The sequence below is a fragment of the Pseudomonas avellanae BPIC 631 genome (assembly GCF_000444135.1).
GTDB lineage: Bacteria > Pseudomonadota > Gammaproteobacteria > Pseudomonadales > Pseudomonadaceae > Aquipseudomonas > Aquipseudomonas avellanae.
Genome location: NZ_ATDK01000564.1, coordinates 18,223 through 35,511, shown reverse-complemented (window position 1 = coordinate 35,511; position 17,289 = coordinate 18,223). Strand labels below are relative to the sequence as shown.

Below are 17,289 nucleotides of genomic sequence, written 5' to 3'. Positions count from 1 at the left end.
CATGTCTTCCCGCCTGATCTATGTCATGGACCCCATGTGTTCGTGGTGCTGGGGTTTCGCTCCGGTTGCCGAAGCGCTGGTCGCACAGGCTCGGGCGGCGGGTGTGCCGTTGCATCTGGTGATGGGCGGTTTGCGTGCTGAAAGCGCTGCGCTGGAACCGGCCAAGCGCCGTTACATTCTTGAACACTGGCAGGCGGTCGAAGAGGCCACCGGCCAGACATTCCGGCTTGAGGGCGCGCTGCCGGAAGGCTTTGTCTATGACACGACTCCGGCCTGTCTGGCGGTGACTGCCGCCCGGCATCTCGACCCGGATCGCGCCTGGGCGCTGGTCGGGCTGATCCAGCGGGCCTTTTACAGCGAAGGCCGCGACGTGACTCGCCCGTCTTTGCTGGCTGAGTTGGCCGAACAGACCGGCCTGTCGCGCCAGGCGTTTGCCGATGAATTTGACAGTCCCGAGCGGCAGGCGGCAACGGCAGCAGATTTTGCCTGGGCGCAGGATCTGGGCATTGCCGGGTTTCCGACTCTGCTCGCCGAGCGCAATGGGCAACTGGCGCTGCTGACCAATGGTTATCAGCCACTTGCCAGTCTTGCTCCCCTGCTGGGCCGATGGCTGGAGCGCGGCGCCAGTGCGTGATGATTTGCCCGAAGGTGCTCACCCATCGTCTGTCGGCCATCGCGATACGCTGAGCTGGGCCGAAATCCGTCGTCTTGCGCTGCGTCATAAAAAAGCCCTGTGGCTGGCCAATGGTGTCGCGGTTCTGGCGACCCTGTGCAGCGTGCCGATCCCGTTGTTGCTGCCGTTGCTGGTCGACGAAGTGTTGCTGGGGCGCGGCGACGCTGCCCTGAACGTCATGAACCACCTGTTGCCTGACAGCCTGCAAAAAGCTGTGGGTTACATTGGCCTGATGCTCTTGCTGACGCTGGTGCTGCGGGTCGGGGCGCTGGTGTTCAATGTGTTGCAGGCGCGGCTGTTTGCCGGGCTGGCCAAGGACATTGTCTATCGCATCCGGCTGCGCCTGATCGAGCGCCTCAAGCGGATTTCCCTGCGCGAATACGAAAGCCTGGGCAGCGGCACCGTCACCACGCATCTGGTGACCGACCTGGACACGCTGGACAAGTTCGTCGGCGAGACCCTCAGTCGCCTGCTGGTGTCCACGCTGACCCTGGCCGGCACGGCGGGCATCCTGATGTGGATGCACTGGAAGCTGGCCCTGCTGATCATGCTCTTCAACCCGCTGGTGATTCTGCTCACGGTGAAGCTGGGCAAGCGGGTAAAACACGTCAAGAAACTGGAAAACGACAGCACCTCGCGGTTCACTCAGGCGCTGAGCGAAACGCTGGATGCGATTCAGGAGGTCAGGGCAGGCAACCGGCAGGGTTTTTTTCTCGGCCGTCTGGGCGCAAAAGCGCAGGAAGTTCGCGATTACGCGATCAATTCACAGTGGAAAAGCGACGCTTCCGGGCGGGCCAGCGGGCTGCTGTTCCAGTTCGGCATCGACATCTTTCGCGCGGCGGCAATGCTCACCGTGCTGTTCTCGGACCTGTCCATCGGGCAGATGCTCGCGGTCTTCAGTTACCTGTGGTTCATGATGACGCCGGTTGAGCAATTGCTGAACCTGCAGTACGCCTATTATGCGGCGGGCGGGGCTTTGACGCGCATCAACGAACTGCTCGCGCGTGCCGACGAGCCGCACTACGCGGGTGGCGCGGACCCGTTCAAGGGGCGCGAGACGGTGAGTGTCGAGGTGCGCGGCCTGAGTTTCGGCTATGGCGAGGATCTGGTGCTGGACCAACTGAACCTGAGCATTGCGCCGGGCGAGAAGGTCGCCATTGTCGGTGCCAGTGGTGGCGGCAAGAGCACCCTGGTGCAGTTGCTGCTGGGCCTGTACACGGCGCGCACCGGAGTCATCCGCTTCGGCGGCGTCAGCCAGCAGGATATCGGTATGGACACGGTGCGTGAGAACGTCGCTGTGGTCTTGCAGCATCCGGCACTGTTCAACGATACCGTGCGCGCCAACCTGACCATGGGCCGTGACTGCAGCGATGAAGCCTGCTGGCGGGCGCTGGAGGTTGCGCAACTGCGTGACCTGCCGCAAGGCCTGGACAGCGTACTGGGGCGTTCCGGCGTGCGCCTGTCTGGCGGGCAGCGCCAGCGCCTGGCCATCGCGCGCATGGTGTTGTCCGATCCGAAAGTGGTCATCCTCGATGAAGCGACCTCGGCGCTGGACGCCGCCACCGAGTTCAACCTGCATCAGGCCCTGGCGCGGTTTCTGTGCAGCCGCACGACACTGATCATCGCCCATCGTCTGTCAGCCGTTAAGCAGGCGGACCGGGTGCTGGTGTTCGACGGCGGGCGAATCGTCGAAGACGGCGACCATCAGCAGCTGATTGCCGATGAAGGTCTTTACGCCAAGCTGTACGGACATCTGCAACAAATCTGATGGGTATTGCCTCGATCAGCGCACAGGTTGGCTTAATTGCGGGAGAATCACCTGCCATCATTGACGAATTTAGCCTAGTCTCTGCGCTAGACGTTTATTCAGGCATGTGGTGACGTGAAACCCATGAAGCAAGCATGGACCTTCTCCAAGCCCCGTCTGCTGGGCATCGTGTGGCCTTTTATTGCCGTCGCACTGTTTCAGGCGTTGTTGGGGTGTGTCAGCCTCTACACCATGTCTGCGGTGCGCAGCTACGTGGCGGGTGAGAGTCTCTGGTCCAAGGGTCAGAAAGACGCTATCCACTATCTGAGCCTGTACGCCAATACCCACGATGAACGTGACTACCTGAAATACCAGAACGCCCTCGCTGTGCCACAGGGTGGCCAAGCGCTGCGCAAGGCGCTTGACCAACCTATTCCGTCGCTTTCAGACGCCCGTGCAGGGATCATTCAGGGCGGCAATCACCCGGATGATGTGAATGGCATCATCTGGATGTACCTGAACTTCCACAACTTCAGCTTCATGAAACAAGCCATTCATTATTGGGCGGTGGGCGACAGCTACCTCACGCAGCTCAACGAGCTTGCACTGCATATTCACCACCGGGTCAGCCAGGGCGATGTGACCTCCGCCGAGGTCGATCAGTGGCGCGTGCAGATCAACGTCATCAACGAAGGTGTAACGCCTGCGGCCAAGGCATTCAGCGATGCGCTGGGCGAAGGTTCGAGGTTTATTCTCAATCTGCTGATGGCGGTCAATCTGTTCACCGCTGTCGTGCTGATTCTTCTCGCGCTGTTGCGCGTGCGCCGCCTGATCGTCCAGCGGCGCTTGTTTGCCGATGCCTTGCAACTGGAGAAAGAGCGCGCTCAGATTACCCTCGAGTCTATCGGCGACGGGGTGATCACCATCGATGTGGCCGGCACTATTGTGTACATGAACCCCGCTGCCGAAGGCCTGACGCACTGGAAAAGCACTCAGGCCAGCGGCCTGCCTCTGGCGGCATTGTTCAACCTGCTGGATGAAAACGATCAGAAAGACAGTTCGACGCTCATTGACCAGATTGTCACCGGCAAGCTCAAGGGCGGCAGCGCCGACAGCAAGCTGATCCAGCGGCTGGATGGCAGCACGGTCTCGGTGGCGCTGGTCGGTACGCCTATCTACACCGAAGGGGTGGTCAGCGGCGCGGTGCTGGTGCTGCATGACATGACTCAGGAACGGCAGTACATCGCTGACCTGTCATGGCAGGCCGCTCATGATCCATTGACCGGGCTGGTCAATCGCAGTGAGTTCGAGCGCCGCCTGCAACAGGTGCTCGATGACAGCACTACCGGCAGTCACTGCCTGATGTTTCTCGACCTCGACCAGTTCAAGCTGGTCAACGACACCGGCGGCCATGCCGCAGGTGACGAGCTGTTGCGCCAGCTCTGTCGGGCCTTGCCGCAGGGCTTGCGCGACGGTGACACGCTGGCCCGGCTGGGCGGTGACGAATTTGGCGTGCTGCTGGTCGACTGCACCGCCAGCACCGCGCACGACATTGCCGAGGCGTTGCGCGAGATTGTCCAGGGCCTGCATTTCATGTGGAAAGGCCGGCCATTCATGACCACTGTCAGCATTGGTCTGGTGCACCTTGGCGACACGCCCGCCACGCTGGAGGGGTCGCTGTCTGCTGCCGACATGGCCTGCTACATGGCCAAGGAGAAGGGCCGTAACCGGGTTCAGGTCTACAGCGTCGACGATCTGACCCTGTCGATGCGTTTCGGCGAAATGGCCTGGATACAGCGCTTGCACATGGCAATGGATGAAAATCGCTTCTGCCTTTATGCGCAGGAAATCGCTTCGATCAAGGATCAGGGCAACGAGGTGCGCCACATTGAAATCCTCCTGCGCCTGCGTGACGAGTCCGGGCGCATGGTTGTTCCGGACAACTTCATTCCGGCCGCCGAGCGCTATGGGCTGATGACCACGCTGGACCGTTGGGTGGTGCAGAACGTCTTCAAAGTCATCGCTCAATGCCAGAGCGATGACCAGCATCAGGTGCCGCAAGCGCTGTGTGCTATAAATTTGTCGGGTTCAAGTATTGGAGATGATACTTTTCTCGAATACCTGAAACAGCAGTTCAAGACCTTTGCTGTGGCGCCGGAAATGATCTGCTTCGAGATCACTGAAACCAGCGCCATTGCAGACCTGGACAGCGCCGTCCGTTTCATCAATGAATTGAAGGCGCTGGGCTGTCAGTTTTCCCTGGATGACTTCTGTTCAGGCATGTCCTCGTTTGCCTACCTCAAGCATCTGCCCGTGGACTTTTTGAAAATTGATGGCAGTTTTGTAAAGGACATGCTCGACAATCCGATCAACAAGGCCATGGTCGAAGTCATCAACAATATCGGTCATGTGATGGGTAAGCGCACCATCGCAGAGTACGTGGAAACGCCGCAGGTAGAGTCTGCATTGCAGGAGATGGGCGTGGATTTTGCACAGGGCTATCTGATTGCGCGCCCTGAATTGTTCACGTGTGAGAGTCTGTACATTCAACCCGTACGGCCTGACCCCTTGATGTTCGGCGCGCCAGGAACGCTACGTTAATCAGTTGAAACCCTTATAAGGAGATACACAGTGATCGACACTTTCGAGAGAACCGGTCCGCTCATGGAAGCCAGCAGTTACCCGGACTGGGCGCAGCAGTTGATCAACGATTGCAGTCCCGCAAAGGCGCGGGTGGTCGAGCACGAGTTGTACCAGCAGATGCGTGACGCGAAGCTGAGCCCGCAGATCATGCGTCAGTACCTGATCGGCGGATGGCCAGTCGTCGAGCAATTTGCTGTGTACATGGCCAAGAATCTCACCAAGACGCGCTTTGGTCGTCACCCTGGCGAAGACATGGCGCGGCGCTGGCTGATGCGCAATATTCGTGTCGAACTCAATCATGCCGACTACTGGGTGAACTGGTGTGCGGCCCATGACGTGACGCTTGAAGATCTCCACGATCAGCGGGTGGCCCCTGAACTGCACGCGCTGAGCCATTGGTGCTGGCAGACCAGCTCTTCCGACTCCCTGGCCGTTGCGATGGCGGCCACCAATTACGCCATTGAGGGGGCGACCGGCGAGTGGTCGGCGGTGGTCTGCTCCACCGGCGTGTACGCTGAGGCATTTGCGGAAGAGACCCGCAAGAAGTCCATGAAGTGGCTCAAGATGCACGCACAGTACGATGACGCGCACCCTTGGGAGGCGCTCGAGATCATTTGCACGCTGGTGGGTAACAAGCCGAGTCTTCAATTGCAGGCCGAGTTGCGTCAGGCTGTTACCAAAAGCTACGACTACATGTACCTGTTCCTTGAACGCTGCATGCAGCTGGACAAAGTAAAGTCTCCACGTGGGCGGGTTGCCGCACTGGAAATGTAGGAACTGGGCGAGAAGGCGGGGAGTGGGGTGCTAGCTGGCCATGGCGAGACGGTTGCGGCCTTCGCGTTTGGCGACGTACAGAGCGTTGTCTGCCCGGCGCAGCAGGCTGTCGGCGGTTTCCGTCGGCAGCAGTGTCGAGCAGCCCAGGCTGACAGTCATGGTCAGTGCCGGGTCAAGTTCGCAAAACTCAAGGTTGCGCACCGCCTGACGCAGGCGCTCGCCGATCAGTTCGGCCGCCGTGGCGCCCGTGTTGGAAAGAATCACCACGAACTCTTCGCCGCCATAACGGAACACCCGATCAATATTGCGCAGCTGCGCTTTCAGGCTTTGCGCCACGGTTTTCAGCACGTCGTCGCCGGTGTGATGGCCGTATTCATCGTTCACTTTCTTGAAATGATCGATATCCAGCATCAGCAGTGACAGCGGTTGCTTGTGGCGGCTCGAAATTTCTATTTCACGAGCCAGGCTCTGATCCATCGCGATGCGGTTGCCGGTACTGGTCAGCGGGTCGCGCAGTGCGGTCTGCGTGGCAATGCGGTACAGCAGTGCATTGAGCAGCGGGTAGACCAGGCACACCAGCAGAGACTCGAGGTCGCTCAGCTGCCGGGTATCAAAAGGCTTTGCGCCTTGAAACTCCAGTTCGCCGATGCACTTGCCCTCGTGGCGCAGGTGAAAGCTGGCGCTGTCGGATGACATTTCGCCCAGACGCAGGTGCAGGTCGCTCTCAACATGTCGGTAGGCCAGGCCATTTAATGGCAGGAAGCGCTGCACGCCCTGAAAGAAAAGGGTCAGTATCCGCTCGGCTTCCAGGCTGGTCTGCAGTTGTCGCCCAAGCTGGTAGACCAGCTCGGGCAGTGACGGGGGCGGGAGGACGGCATCGGGTCGGTTTCGAAAACCGAGGCGTTGCAGTTCAGCCGTATCGAAATCGATTGCATGGGTCTGGGTAGGAAAATTCATCTCTTCGCTCCTCAGCACATAATGTAGGCTTGGCTCGGTTAGAGGGGACCTCACGCCATTCGGTTCACTTTTGGCTGGACTTATTAAAATCAGTGGTTTAGCTGACGCCAGCTCTCTGACAGTGAACGTTTTGTGGCAAATCATTGACCTGGAAATGCCTTGAAAACAGCTTTTATGACAGTTTTCTGTCACGAAAGCGTGCTTCGATTTTTAGTTCTGCCTGTGTTCGATTCTGCCTGTTTTCACTTACTGGGCATTCAGGGCCTGACCGTTGATGCCTTTGCTGTCGGGGCCCATCAGGTACAGATAGACCGGCATGATGTCCTCGGGGGCAGGGTTGTTCAGCGGGTTTTCATCGGGGTAAGCCTGCGCTCGCATGCCCGTGCGTGTCGCGCCTGGGTTGATGCTGTTGGCGCGCACGGCCGTAACGCCCTCAAGCTCATCTGCAAGGGTTTGCATCAGGCCTTCGGTGGCGAATTTGGAGACGCCATACGCGCCCCAGTTCGCGCGTCCCTTGCGGCCGACGCTGCTGGAAGTGAAGGCTATCGAAGCGTCTTCCGAGCGCTTGAGCAATGGCAGCAATGCGCGGGTGAGCATGAAGGTGGCGTTGACGTTGACGTGCATGAAGTCTTCGTCAGGCAATTGCTCCAGCGGCGTGCGCGGACCGATGACCGACGCGTTGTGCAGCAAGCCGTCAAGACGGCCGAACTCATGCTCGACCCGAGTTGCCAGCTCGCGGTACTGCTGCGCCATGGCGCTTTCCAGATCCAGCGCAATGATCAGCGGTTGCGGCTGACCTGCGCTCTTTATCTGGTCACTGACCTCGGCAAGGCTGGCCTCGGTTCGGCCCAGCAGCACGACACTTGCGCCGTGCGCAGAATAGGCTCTGGCGGCGGCGGCACCGATGCCGCGAGCCGCGCCGGTGACCATAATGACCCGGCCCTTGAGCAGTTCCGGGTGCGCGGAGTAATCAAGCATGAAGGGCCTCGCGTGTGGCGGTATGGCTCAGCAGCTGCACAGTGCGTTATCCAGCACCTTGCGCAGCTCGAGCGGGTGATCGACTACCACGTCTGCACCCCAGTGGTCCGGGTTGTCGTCGGGGTGGATGTAGCCGTAGCGCACGGCAGCGGTTTTGGTGCCCGCATCCCGTCCGGACTCAATGTCACGCAGGTCATCACCCACAAACAGAACGCTGGCCGGGTCCAGATCGAGCATCTTGCAGGCCAGAATCATCGGCTCGGGGTGCGGCTTGCTGTGCGTGACGTGGTCCGGGCAGATCAGCACGGCAGAACGTTCGGCCAGGCCGAGTTGCTCCATGATCGGCTGGGCGAAGCGCACCGGCTTGTTGGTCACCACGCCCCAGATCAATCCGGCCTTTTCAATGTCGGCCAGCAACTCGGCCATGCCGTCGAACAGCTTGCTGTGCGCAGCGCAGTCACGTTGATAGCGCTCCAGAAACTCCAGGCGCAGTGCCTCGAATTGCGGCGCTTGCGGCGACAGCCCAAAGGTCGCGGAGACCATGGCCCTGGCGCCGCCGGAAATCTCGTCGCGGATCAGTTTGTCGGCGACGGCAGGCAGGCCGCGGTCAGCCAGCATCGCCTGAGCAATGGCGATAAAGTCCGGCGCGGTGTCGAGCAAAGTGCCATCCATGTCGAATAAAACCGCTCTCAAGCGCATGGCTTAGGCCTCCCGCAGGGTCTGGATCATGTAGTTGACGTCAACGTCGGAGGCCAGCTTGTAATGCTTGGTCAGCGGGTTGTAGGTCAGGCCGATGATGTCCTTGACCTGCAGGCCTGCATCGCGGCTCCAGGCACCCAGTTCGGACGGGCGGATGAATTTCTTGAAATCATGGGTGCCGCGTGGCAGCAGGTTGAGAATATATTCCGCCCCCACCACGGCAAACAGATAGGCCTTCGGGTTGCGGTTGATGGTCGAGAAAAACACCTGGCCGCCGGGCTTGACCATGCGGTGGCAGGCGCGAATCACCGAAGAGGGGTCGGGCACGTGCTCGAGCATTTCCAGGCACGTCACCACGTCGAACTGCTCGGGCATTTCTTCGGCCAGGTCTTCAGCGGTGATCTGCCGGTATTCGACGCTGACGCCTGACTCCAACTGGTGCAGTTGCGCGACGGCCAACGGTGCCTCGCCCATGTCGATACCGGTGACGGTTGCACCGCGCAGGGCCATTGCTTCGCTGAGGATGCCGCCGCCACAGCCGACGTCCAGCACCTTCTTGCCTGCCAGGTTGACGCGCTCGTCAATCCAGTTGACGCGCAACGGGTTGATGTCATGCAGCGGCTTGAATTCGCTTTCGCGGTCCCACCAGCGATGGGCCAGGGCCTCGAATTTGGCGATTTCTGCGCGGTCGACGTTGCTCATGGGTGTCCCTCTTGAACTCAAAATTCGTTTTCATCAGTCTGGCTTATAGATAAGCCAGGCTGGCATGTGTTCGGTCCGCAGCGAATTATTCGGCTTTACCGGAAATACGCTGGCCCCAGGCGATGGCAGTGTCGCGCAGTGCGTGTTCGTCCATTCGGGTCAGGCGGCCGTTGTCGAGCAACTGTTTGCCGGCCACCCAGACATGGCTCACGCAATCGCGGCCAGTGGCATATATAAGCTGAGATACCGGATCGTAGATCGGTTGCTGCGCCAGCCTGGACAGGTCGAAAGCGACCATGTCTGCGGCCTTGCCGAGCTCCAGCGAGCCGGTCTCAGCCTGGATGCCCAGTGCACGAGCGCCGTTCAGAGTGGCCATGCGCAGTGCCCGATGAGCATCCAGCGCCGTGGCCGAACCGGCAACGGCCTTGGCGAGCAGGGCGGCGGTGCGGGTTTCGCCGAGCAGGTCGAGGTCATTGTTGCTGGCCGCGCCATCGGTGCCCACTGCAACGTTCACACCGGCCTGCCACAGTCGTTCAACCGGGCAAAAACCGCTGGCCAGCTTGAGGTTGGATTCGGGGCAATGAATGATGCTGGTGTTGCTTTCCACCAACAGGGCCAGGTCGGCGTCGCTGATCTGGGTCATGTGTACGGCCTGAAAGCGCGGGCCGAGCATGCCCAGACGGTTCAGGCGGGCAAGGGGGCGTTCCTGATGCTGTTCGACGGCTTGCTCGACTTCAAAGGCTGTCTCGTGCACGTGCATCTGGATCATGGCGTCCAGTTCGTCGGCGATGACCCGGACCTTTTCCAGGTTCTCATCGCCTACGGTGTAGGGCGCATGGGGGCCAAAGGCGATCTTGATGCGCGGGTGATGGGCCAGTTCGTTGAACAGTTCGATGCCGTTGTGCAGCGCTTCATCGGCGTTATGAGCGCCCGGAATCGGGAAATCCAGCACCGGCACGGTGATTTGCGCGCGCATGCCACTGAGGTGGACGCGCTCGGCGGCAACCTTGGGGTAGAAATACATGTCCGAGAAACAGGTGATGCCGCCCTTGAGCTGCTCGGCGATGGCCAGATCGGTGCCGTCGCGCACGAAGTCTTCATTGACCCATTGGCTTTCGGCGGGCCAGATGTGGTCCTGCAGCCAGCTCATCAAGGGCAGGTCATCGGCCAGGCCACGAAACAGCGTCATTGCCGCATGGCCGTGGGCGTTGATCAGGCCGGGGCTGAGCAGCATGCCGGGCAGTTCCTGCACCTGCGAGGCGTTTTGCCGCAACGCCTCGGCGCGCGGGCCGATGTAGACGATACAGCCGTCGCGAATGCCGATGCCGTGGTCCTTGAGCACAACGCCTGCGGGCTCGACCGGCACCAGCCAGGCGGGCAGGAGCAAAAGGTCGAGCGGTGCTGTAGCGTTCGGCATGAGAAGGTTCCATCGCTTATTACGTTGATGGCGAAGTATACCCGAGCGTCTTCGCAGGCGGCTCGCTATAATCAGCGGCTTTTGATGCTGGGTTTCGGATGTTCAAGATGGAGTTGGCGATGCGCGATCGACTGTTGGCTGCAGAGAAAGTAAAGGCCATCGATTGGCGGGACGACGCTCTGTACCTGCTGGATCAGCGGGTACTGCCGTTCGAGGAGGTCTGGCACCGCTATACCACGGCTGCGGGTGTCGCCGAGGCGATTCGCACAATGGTCGTGCGTGGCGCGCCAGCCATTGGCATCAGTGCCGCCTATGGTGCAGTGCTGGGTGCTCGCGCCCGTATTGCTGAAGGTGGCGACTGGTACCCGGCGCTGGAAGAAGACATGCAGCTACTGGCCGACTCACGCCCGACTGCGGTCAACCTGTTCTGGGCGTTGAACCGGATACGTGACCGTCTGATGCGCGTGAAAAACGGTGACAACCCTCTGGCGGCGCTGGAGGCAGAAGCCGTGGCGATCCATTTGAGCGACCGCGAAGCCAACCTGACCATGGCGCAATTGGGTGCCGACCTGATCCGCAGGCATCAGGGCAACCTGCAAACCGTGCTCACCCACTGCAATACCGGGGCGCTGGCCACTGGCGGCTTCGGGACTGCGCTGGGTGTGATTCGCGCTGCGCACCTGGAAGGCATGATCGAGCGGGTGTATGCCGACGAAACCCGGCCCTGGCTGCAAGGCTCGCGGCTCACCGCCTGGGAGCTGGCCAATGAAGGCATCCCGGTGACCCTCAACGCAGACTCGGCCGCCGCCCACCTGATGCGCACCAAGGGCATCACCTGGGTCATCGTCGGTGCCGACCGCATCACCGCCAACGGTGATGTGGCGAACAAGATCGGCACCTATCAGCTGGCCGTTGCCGCCATGCACCACGGCGTGCGCTTCATGGTGGTGGCGCCGAGTTCGACCATCGACATGGAGATGGCCAGCGGCGACGACATCATCATTGAAGAGCGCGACGGCCGCGAACTGCTTGAAGTCGGCGGTCAGCGAGTGGGCGCCGATGTCGAGGCCTTCAATCCGGTGTTCGATGTGACGCCGGCAGACCTGATCGACGCCATCGTGACCGAAAAAGGCATCGTCGAGCGTCCCGACACTGCCCGCATGGCGCAGTTGATGAGCCGCAAACACCTTCATTGATTAGCGCAGTGCACGCGCAGCCGCTTTGCCAAAGCGGCTGCGCGGGCCTGTAAGCGTCTCTCAGGCGGCTTGTGCGCAGGTGGCTCGTTTTCAGCGCCTGCAAAGGATGTGAGCGCCTCGGCGGTTGTGGTAACATCAGGCGGTTATCGGGGACACTCACTGGCGTCACCCACACTGCGCAGTTTCATGGCATAACTCGTTGATTTGTCGTAAGTCGCTGCCCTGCAAATGCTGGCAGCGGCGAGCTTCGTATACCCCGAATGGGTTTGCGAGGTTTCACCAGAAAAAGGAATCAGGCTTCTCATGGGCGAACTGGCCAAAGAAATCCTCCCGGTCAATATCGAAGACGAGCTGAAGCAGTCCTACCTCGACTACGCAATGAGCGTAATCGTCGGTCGAGCACTGCCCGATGCGCGCGACGGCTTGAAGCCCGTGCACCGGCGCGTGTTGTTCGCAATGAGCGAGCTGGGTAACGACTGGAACAAGCCGTACAAGAAATCCGCCCGTGTGGTTGGTGACGTGATCGGTAAGTATCACCCGCACGGCGACACTGCCGTGTACGACACCATCGTTCGTATGGCTCAGCCATTCTCGCTGCGCTACCTGCTGGTAGACGGCCAGGGCAACTTCGGTTCGGTCGACGGCGACAACGCTGCGGCCATGCGATACACCGAAGTGCGCATGACCAAGCTGGCTCACGAGCTGCTGGCCGACCTGCACAAAGAGACCGTCGACTGGGTGCCGAACTACGACGGCACCGAAATGATCCCTGCGGTCATGCCGACCCGTATTCCCAACCTGCTGGTCAACGGCTCGAGCGGCATCGCCGTGGGCATGGCGACCAACATTCCGCCGCACAACCTCGGTGAAGTCATCGACGGCTGTCTGGCGCTGATCGACAACCCCGAGTTGACGATCGACGAACTGATGCAGTACATCCCCGGCCCGGACTTCCCGACGGCGGCGATCATCAACGGTCGCGCCGGCATCATCGAAGCCTACCGCACCGGCCGCGGGCGCATTTACATGCGTGCCCGCTCCATCGTCGAAGACATCGACAAGGTGGGCGGTCGTCAGCAGATCGTCATCACCGAGCTGCCTTACCAGTTGAACAAGGCGCGTCTGATCGAAAAGATCGCCGAGCTGGTCAAGGAAAAGAAACTCGAAGGCATCACCGAACTGCGCGACGAGTCCGACAAGGACGGTATGCGCGTGGTCATCGAGCTGCGTCGTGGCGAAGTGCCTGAGGTTGTGCTCAACAACCTGTACGCCCAGACCCAGCTGCAAAGCGTTTTCGGTATCAACATCGTTGCCCTGATCGACGGTCGTCCACGCATCCTGAACCTCAAGGACCTGCTGGAAGCCTTCGTGCGTCACCGCCGAGAAGTGGTCACCCGCCGTACCGTGTTCGAACTGCGCAAGGCGCGCGAGCGTGGTCACATCCTTGAAGGTCAGGCGGTTGCGCTGTCCAACATCGATCCGGTCATTGCCCTGATCAAGGCGTCCCCGACACCTGCCGAAGCCAAGGAAGCGCTGATCAAGACGCCTTGGGAATCGAGCGCAGTGGTCGAGATGGTCGAGCGCGCCGGTGCCGATTCGTGCCGCCCCGAGAACCTCGACCCGCAATACGGCCTGCGTGGAGGCAAGTATTTCCTGTCGCCAGAACAGGCTCAGGCCATTCTGGAACTGCGTCTGCACCGCCTGACCGGTCTGGAACACGAAAAACTGCTGGGTGAGTACCAGGAAATTCTGGCTCAGATCGGCGAGCTGATCCGCATCCTCAACAGCGCCACGCGCCTGATGGAAGTGATCCGCGAAGAGCTCGAACTGATCCGCGCCGAATACGGCGATGCGCGTCGCACCGAGATTCTCGATGCGCGCCTGGACCTCACCCTGGGTGATCTGATCACCGAAGAAGAACGCGTGGTCACCATCTCCCACGGCGGCTATGCCAAGACCCAGCCATTGGCGGTCTACCAGGCTCAGCGTCGCGGCGGCAAGGGCAAGTCGGCCACCGGCATCAAGGATGAGGACTACATTGCTCACCTGCTGGTCGCCAACAGCCACACCACGCTGTTGATGTTCTCCAGCAAGGGCAAGGTGTACTGGCTCAAGACTTACGAGATTCCGGAAGCGTCTCGCGCTGCCCGTGGTCGTCCGCTGGTCAACCTGCTGCCGCTGAGCGAAGGTGAATACATCACCACCATGCTGCCGGTCGATCTCGAGGCCATGCGCAAGCGTGCCGACGAAGAAGGCGAAGCCCTCGAAGGCGAGCTGGACGACGCGGAAAACAGCAGCGAGACCGAAGAAGAGCGCAAGGCGCGCATCAAGGCTGCCGACAAGAAGAAGGCGCCATTCATCTTCATGTCCACGGCCAACGGCACCGTCAAGAAGACTCCACTGGTGGCCTTCAGCCGTCAGCGTAGCGTCGGCCTGATCGCGCTGGAACTCGACGAAGGTGACATCCTGATTTCCGCAGCCATCACCGATGGCGAACAGGAAATCATGCTGTTCTCCGACGGCGGCAAGGTCACCCGCTTCAAGGAATCCGACGTTCGCGCCATGGGCCGTACGGCTCGCGGTGTGCGCGGCATGCGTCTGCCAGAAGGGCAGAAGCTGATTTCGATGCTGATCCCGGAAGAAGGCAGCCAGATCCTCACCGCTTCCGAGCGTGGTTTCGGCAAGCGTACGGCCATTTCCGAGTTTCCTGAGTACAAGCGTGGCGGTCAGGGCGTCATCGCCATGGTCAGCAACGAGCGTAACGGCCGTCTGGTCGGCGCGGTTCAGGTGCTGGATGGCGAGGAAATCATGCTGATCTCCGACCAGGGCACACTGGTTCGTACCCGCGTCGGCGAAGTCTCCAGCCTGGGTCGTAACACCCAGGGCGTGACCCTGATCAAGCTGGCCAGCGACGAAAAACTGGTTGGCCTGGAGCGTGTTCAGGAGCCGTCGGAAGTCGAAGGCGAAGAGCTTGAGGGTGACGAGGTCGTCGATGGCGTAATCGTTGATGTGGACGTCACCGACGCAGACGAGGCAGGTGAAGACCTGCAGGCGGACGCGGCCCCGGACGAAGACGAACCGCAGAACTGAGCGGTAACGTAAATCAGGTAAGGGCTGGCTCGTCTGGAGGTGCATGTGCATTCCAGGCAAGTCCGGCCCTTGCGACATTCGGCCGCCCTGCAGCCGGATCAGAATTTCCCGTCGCGAGCTGCCCGCTCGTGATGCAGCACCCGGTAACACGCGCGTACAGACCCAACGTATTTGACGAGAGTGGATATGAGCAAGCGAGCCTTTAACTTCTGCGCAGGTCCTGCTGCGCTTCCTGAAGCTGTTCTGCTGCGTGCCCAGGCGGAACTCCTCGACTGGCACGGCAAAGGCCTGTCCGTCATGGAGATGAGCCACCGCAGTGATGAGTTCGTCTCCATCGCCAACAAGGCCGAGCAGGATCTTCGCGACCTGTTGTCCATTCCCTCCAATTACAAAGTGCTGTTCCTGCAAGGCGGCGCCAGCCAGCAGTTCGCGCAGATCGCGCTGAACCTGCTGCCTGAAAACGGCAAGGCCGATTACATCGACACCGGCATCTGGTCGCAGAAGGCTATTGATGAGGCGTCGCGCTACGGCACGGTCAACGTGGCCGCCAGCGCCAAGGCCTACGATTACTTCGCCATCCCCGGCCAGAACGAATGGACGCTGTCCAAAGACGCCGCCTACGTTCATTACGCGCCGAACGAAACCATTGGTGGTCTGGAATTCAACTGGATTCCGGAAACTGGCGACGTGCCACTGGTCGCCGACATGTCTTCTGACATCCTCTCGCGCCCGGTGGACATTTCGCGTTTCGGCATGATCTACGCCGGTGCCCAGAAGAACATCGGCCCGAGCGGTGTGGTGGTGGTAATCATTCGCGAAGACCTGCTCGGTCGCGCGCGTTCGCTGTGCCCGACCATGCTCGACTACAAAGTCGCTGCCGACAACGGCTCGATGTACAACACGCCGCCAACCCTGGCCTGGTATCTGTCCGGGCTGGTCTTCGAGTGGCTCAAGGAGCAGGGCGGCGTCGAGGCGATCGGCAAGCTCAACGACATCAAACAGCGCACGTTGTATGACTTCATTGATGCCAGTGGGCTGTACAGCAACCCGATCAACACGCCGGATCGCTCGTGGATGAACGTGCCGTTCCGTTTAGCTGACGACCGTCTCGACAAGCCGTTTCTGGCCGGTGCCGATGCCAATGGCCTGCTCAATCTGAAAGGCCACCGTTCGGTGGGCGGCATGCGCGCTTCCATCTACAACGCAGTCGATATCAGCGCGGTCAACGCGTTGGTTGCCTACATGAAAGATTTCGAGAAGGAGCACGGCTGATGTCCGAGCAAGAACTCAAGGCGCTTCGCGTCCGTATCGACAGCCTCGACGAGAAAGTCCTGGAACTCATCAGTGAGCGCGCTCGCTGTGCTCAGGAAGTGGCCAGGGTGAAAATGTCTTCGCTGGCAGAAGGCGAAGTGCCGGTGTTCTATCGCCCGGAACGCGAGGCAGCGGTGCTTCGGCGGGTCATGGACCGCAATCGCGGCCCATTGAGCAACGAAGAAATGGCGCGGCTGTTTCGCGAAATCATGTCCTCCTGCCTGGCCCTTGAACAGCCGCTCAAGGTCGCCTATCTCGGCCCTGAGGGTACGTTCACCCAGGCCGCGGCCATGAAGCACTTCGGCCATGCCGTGATCAGTCTGCCGATGGCTGCCATCGATGAAGTGTTCCGTGAAGTGGTTGCTGGTGCGGTGAACTTTGGCGTGGTCCCGGTGGAAAACTCCACCGAAGGCGCGGTCAACCACACGCTGGACAGCTTTCTTGAGCACGACATGGTCATCTGTGGCGAGGTCGAGTTGCGCATTCACCACCATTTGCTGGTCGGTGAGAGCACCAAGACGCAAAGCATTTCGCGTATCTACTCCCACGCGCAGTCGCTGGCCCAGTGCCGCAAATGGCTGGACGCCCATTACCCGAATGTCGAGCGTGTTGCCGTGGCCAGCAACGCCGAAGCCGCCAAGCGGGTCAAGGGCGAATGGAACTCGGCGGCCATTGCTGGCGATATGGCAGCTGGTCTCTATGGTCTGACCCGTCTGGCGGAAAAGATCGAAGACCGCCCGGACAACTCCACGCGCTTCCTTATCATCGGCAATCAGGAAGTCCCGCCGACCGGTGACGACAAGACCTCGATCATTGTTTCGATGAGCAACAAGCCGGGTGCGCTGCACGAGTTGCTGGTGCCGTTCCATGAGAATGGACTGGACCTTACACGTATCGAAACCCGTCCGTCGCGCAGTGGCAAGTGGACCTACGTGTTCTTCATCGATTTCGTCGGCCATCACCAGGACCCGCTGGTCAAAGCCGTACTGGAAAAAATAAGCAGTGAAGCCGTTGCCTTGAAGGTGCTGGGTTCCTACCCGAAAGCGGTTCTTTGAGGGCGTTGTGCATGATCCGTTTGTTTGTTGCCTTTTCGGGCTGCCAG

Annotated in this window: 13 protein-coding genes; 8 read left to right on the top strand and 5 right to left on the bottom strand. The window is 60.4% G+C overall.

The genetic code is table 11. The features are described from left to right. Window position 1: 1 nt before the first annotated feature. The 4 genes from DW49_RS0125610 to DW49_RS0125595 all read left to right on the top strand — a co-directional run bounded on the left by DW49_RS0125610 (window position 2) and on the right by DW49_RS0125595 (window position 5,837). Complete coding sequence (locus DW49_RS0125610; RefSeq protein WP_005616449.1) at window positions 2-634, top strand: DsbA family protein; 633 nt, start codon at window positions 2-4, stop codon at window positions 632-634. Then, window positions 627-2,441, top strand: a complete 1,815-nt coding sequence (locus tag DW49_RS0125605) for an ABC transporter ATP-binding protein (protein WP_005616451.1) — start codon at window positions 627-629, stop codon at window positions 2,439-2,441. The genes DW49_RS0125610 and DW49_RS0125605 overlap by 8 nt, the downstream gene beginning before the upstream one ends. A gap of 123 nt (window positions 2,442-2,564) precedes the next feature. Next, entirely contained in the window at window positions 2,565-5,021 is a 2,457-nt protein-coding gene (locus DW49_RS0125600; protein WP_024420554.1) for an EAL domain-containing protein, read from the top strand. A gap of 30 nt (window positions 5,022-5,051) precedes the next feature. Then, window positions 5,052-5,837, top strand: coding sequence for an iron-containing redox enzyme family protein (locus DW49_RS0125595; RefSeq protein ID WP_005616453.1), 786 nt, complete (start codon window positions 5,052-5,054; stop codon window positions 5,835-5,837). 30 nt (window positions 5,838-5,867) lie between these two features. Here the strand turns inward: DW49_RS0125595 and DW49_RS0125590 are convergent, their stop codons facing one another. The 5 genes from DW49_RS0125590 to DW49_RS0125570 form a co-directional block, all read right to left on the bottom strand. Continuing rightward, window positions 5,868-6,794, bottom strand: coding sequence for a GGDEF domain-containing protein (locus DW49_RS0125590; protein ID WP_005616454.1), 927 nt, complete (start codon window positions 6,792-6,794; stop codon window positions 5,868-5,870). A gap of 246 nt (window positions 6,795-7,040) precedes the next feature. Beyond that, window positions 7,041-7,772, bottom strand: a complete 732-nt coding sequence (locus DW49_RS0125585) for a YciK family oxidoreductase (protein WP_005616455.1) — start codon at window positions 7,770-7,772, stop codon at window positions 7,041-7,043. A 27-nt stretch (window positions 7,773-7,799) separates the two neighbouring features. Beyond that, window positions 7,800-8,471, bottom strand: coding sequence for an N-acetylmuramic acid 6-phosphate phosphatase MupP (gene mupP, locus DW49_RS0125580; RefSeq protein ID WP_005616456.1), 672 nt, complete (start codon window positions 8,469-8,471; stop codon window positions 7,800-7,802). 3 nt (window positions 8,472-8,474) lie between these two features. Further along, window positions 8,475-9,173 (bottom strand): bifunctional 2-polyprenyl-6-hydroxyphenol methylase/3-demethylubiquinol 3-O-methyltransferase UbiG, encoded by a 699-nt coding sequence (gene ubiG, locus DW49_RS0125575; protein WP_003378938.1) that lies wholly within the window; start codon window positions 9,171-9,173, stop codon window positions 8,475-8,477. Window positions 9,174-9,258: 85 nt separating this feature from the next. Continuing rightward, entirely contained in the window at window positions 9,259-10,590 is a 1,332-nt protein-coding gene (locus tag DW49_RS0125570; RefSeq protein ID WP_005616457.1) for a TRZ/ATZ family hydrolase, read from the bottom strand. A gap of 119 nt (window positions 10,591-10,709) precedes the next feature. Between DW49_RS0125570 and mtnA the strand changes: the two genes are divergently transcribed. The 4 genes from mtnA (at window position 10,710) to pheA (ending at window position 17,242) form a co-directional block, all read left to right on the top strand. Next, entirely contained in the window at window positions 10,710-11,786 is a 1,077-nt protein-coding gene (mtnA, locus tag DW49_RS0125565; RefSeq protein ID WP_005616458.1) for an S-methyl-5-thioribose-1-phosphate isomerase, read from the top strand. Between the two features lie 303 nt (window positions 11,787-12,089). Continuing rightward, window positions 12,090-14,876, top strand: coding sequence for a DNA gyrase subunit A (gyrA, locus tag DW49_RS0125560; protein ID WP_005616459.1), 2,787 nt, complete (start codon window positions 12,090-12,092; stop codon window positions 14,874-14,876). A gap of 186 nt (window positions 14,877-15,062) precedes the next feature. Continuing rightward, window positions 15,063-16,148 carry a 3-phosphoserine/phosphohydroxythreonine transaminase gene (gene serC / locus DW49_RS0125555; protein WP_005616460.1) on the top strand — a complete coding sequence of 362 codons (1,086 nt, stop codon included), beginning with the start codon at window positions 15,063-15,065 and terminating at the stop codon, window positions 16,146-16,148. Continuing rightward, window positions 16,148-17,242, top strand: coding sequence for a prephenate dehydratase (pheA, locus tag DW49_RS0125550; RefSeq protein ID WP_005616461.1), 1,095 nt, complete (start codon window positions 16,148-16,150; stop codon window positions 17,240-17,242). Before serC ends, pheA begins: the two co-directional genes overlap by 1 nt. Window positions 17,243-17,289 lie beyond the last annotated feature (47 nt).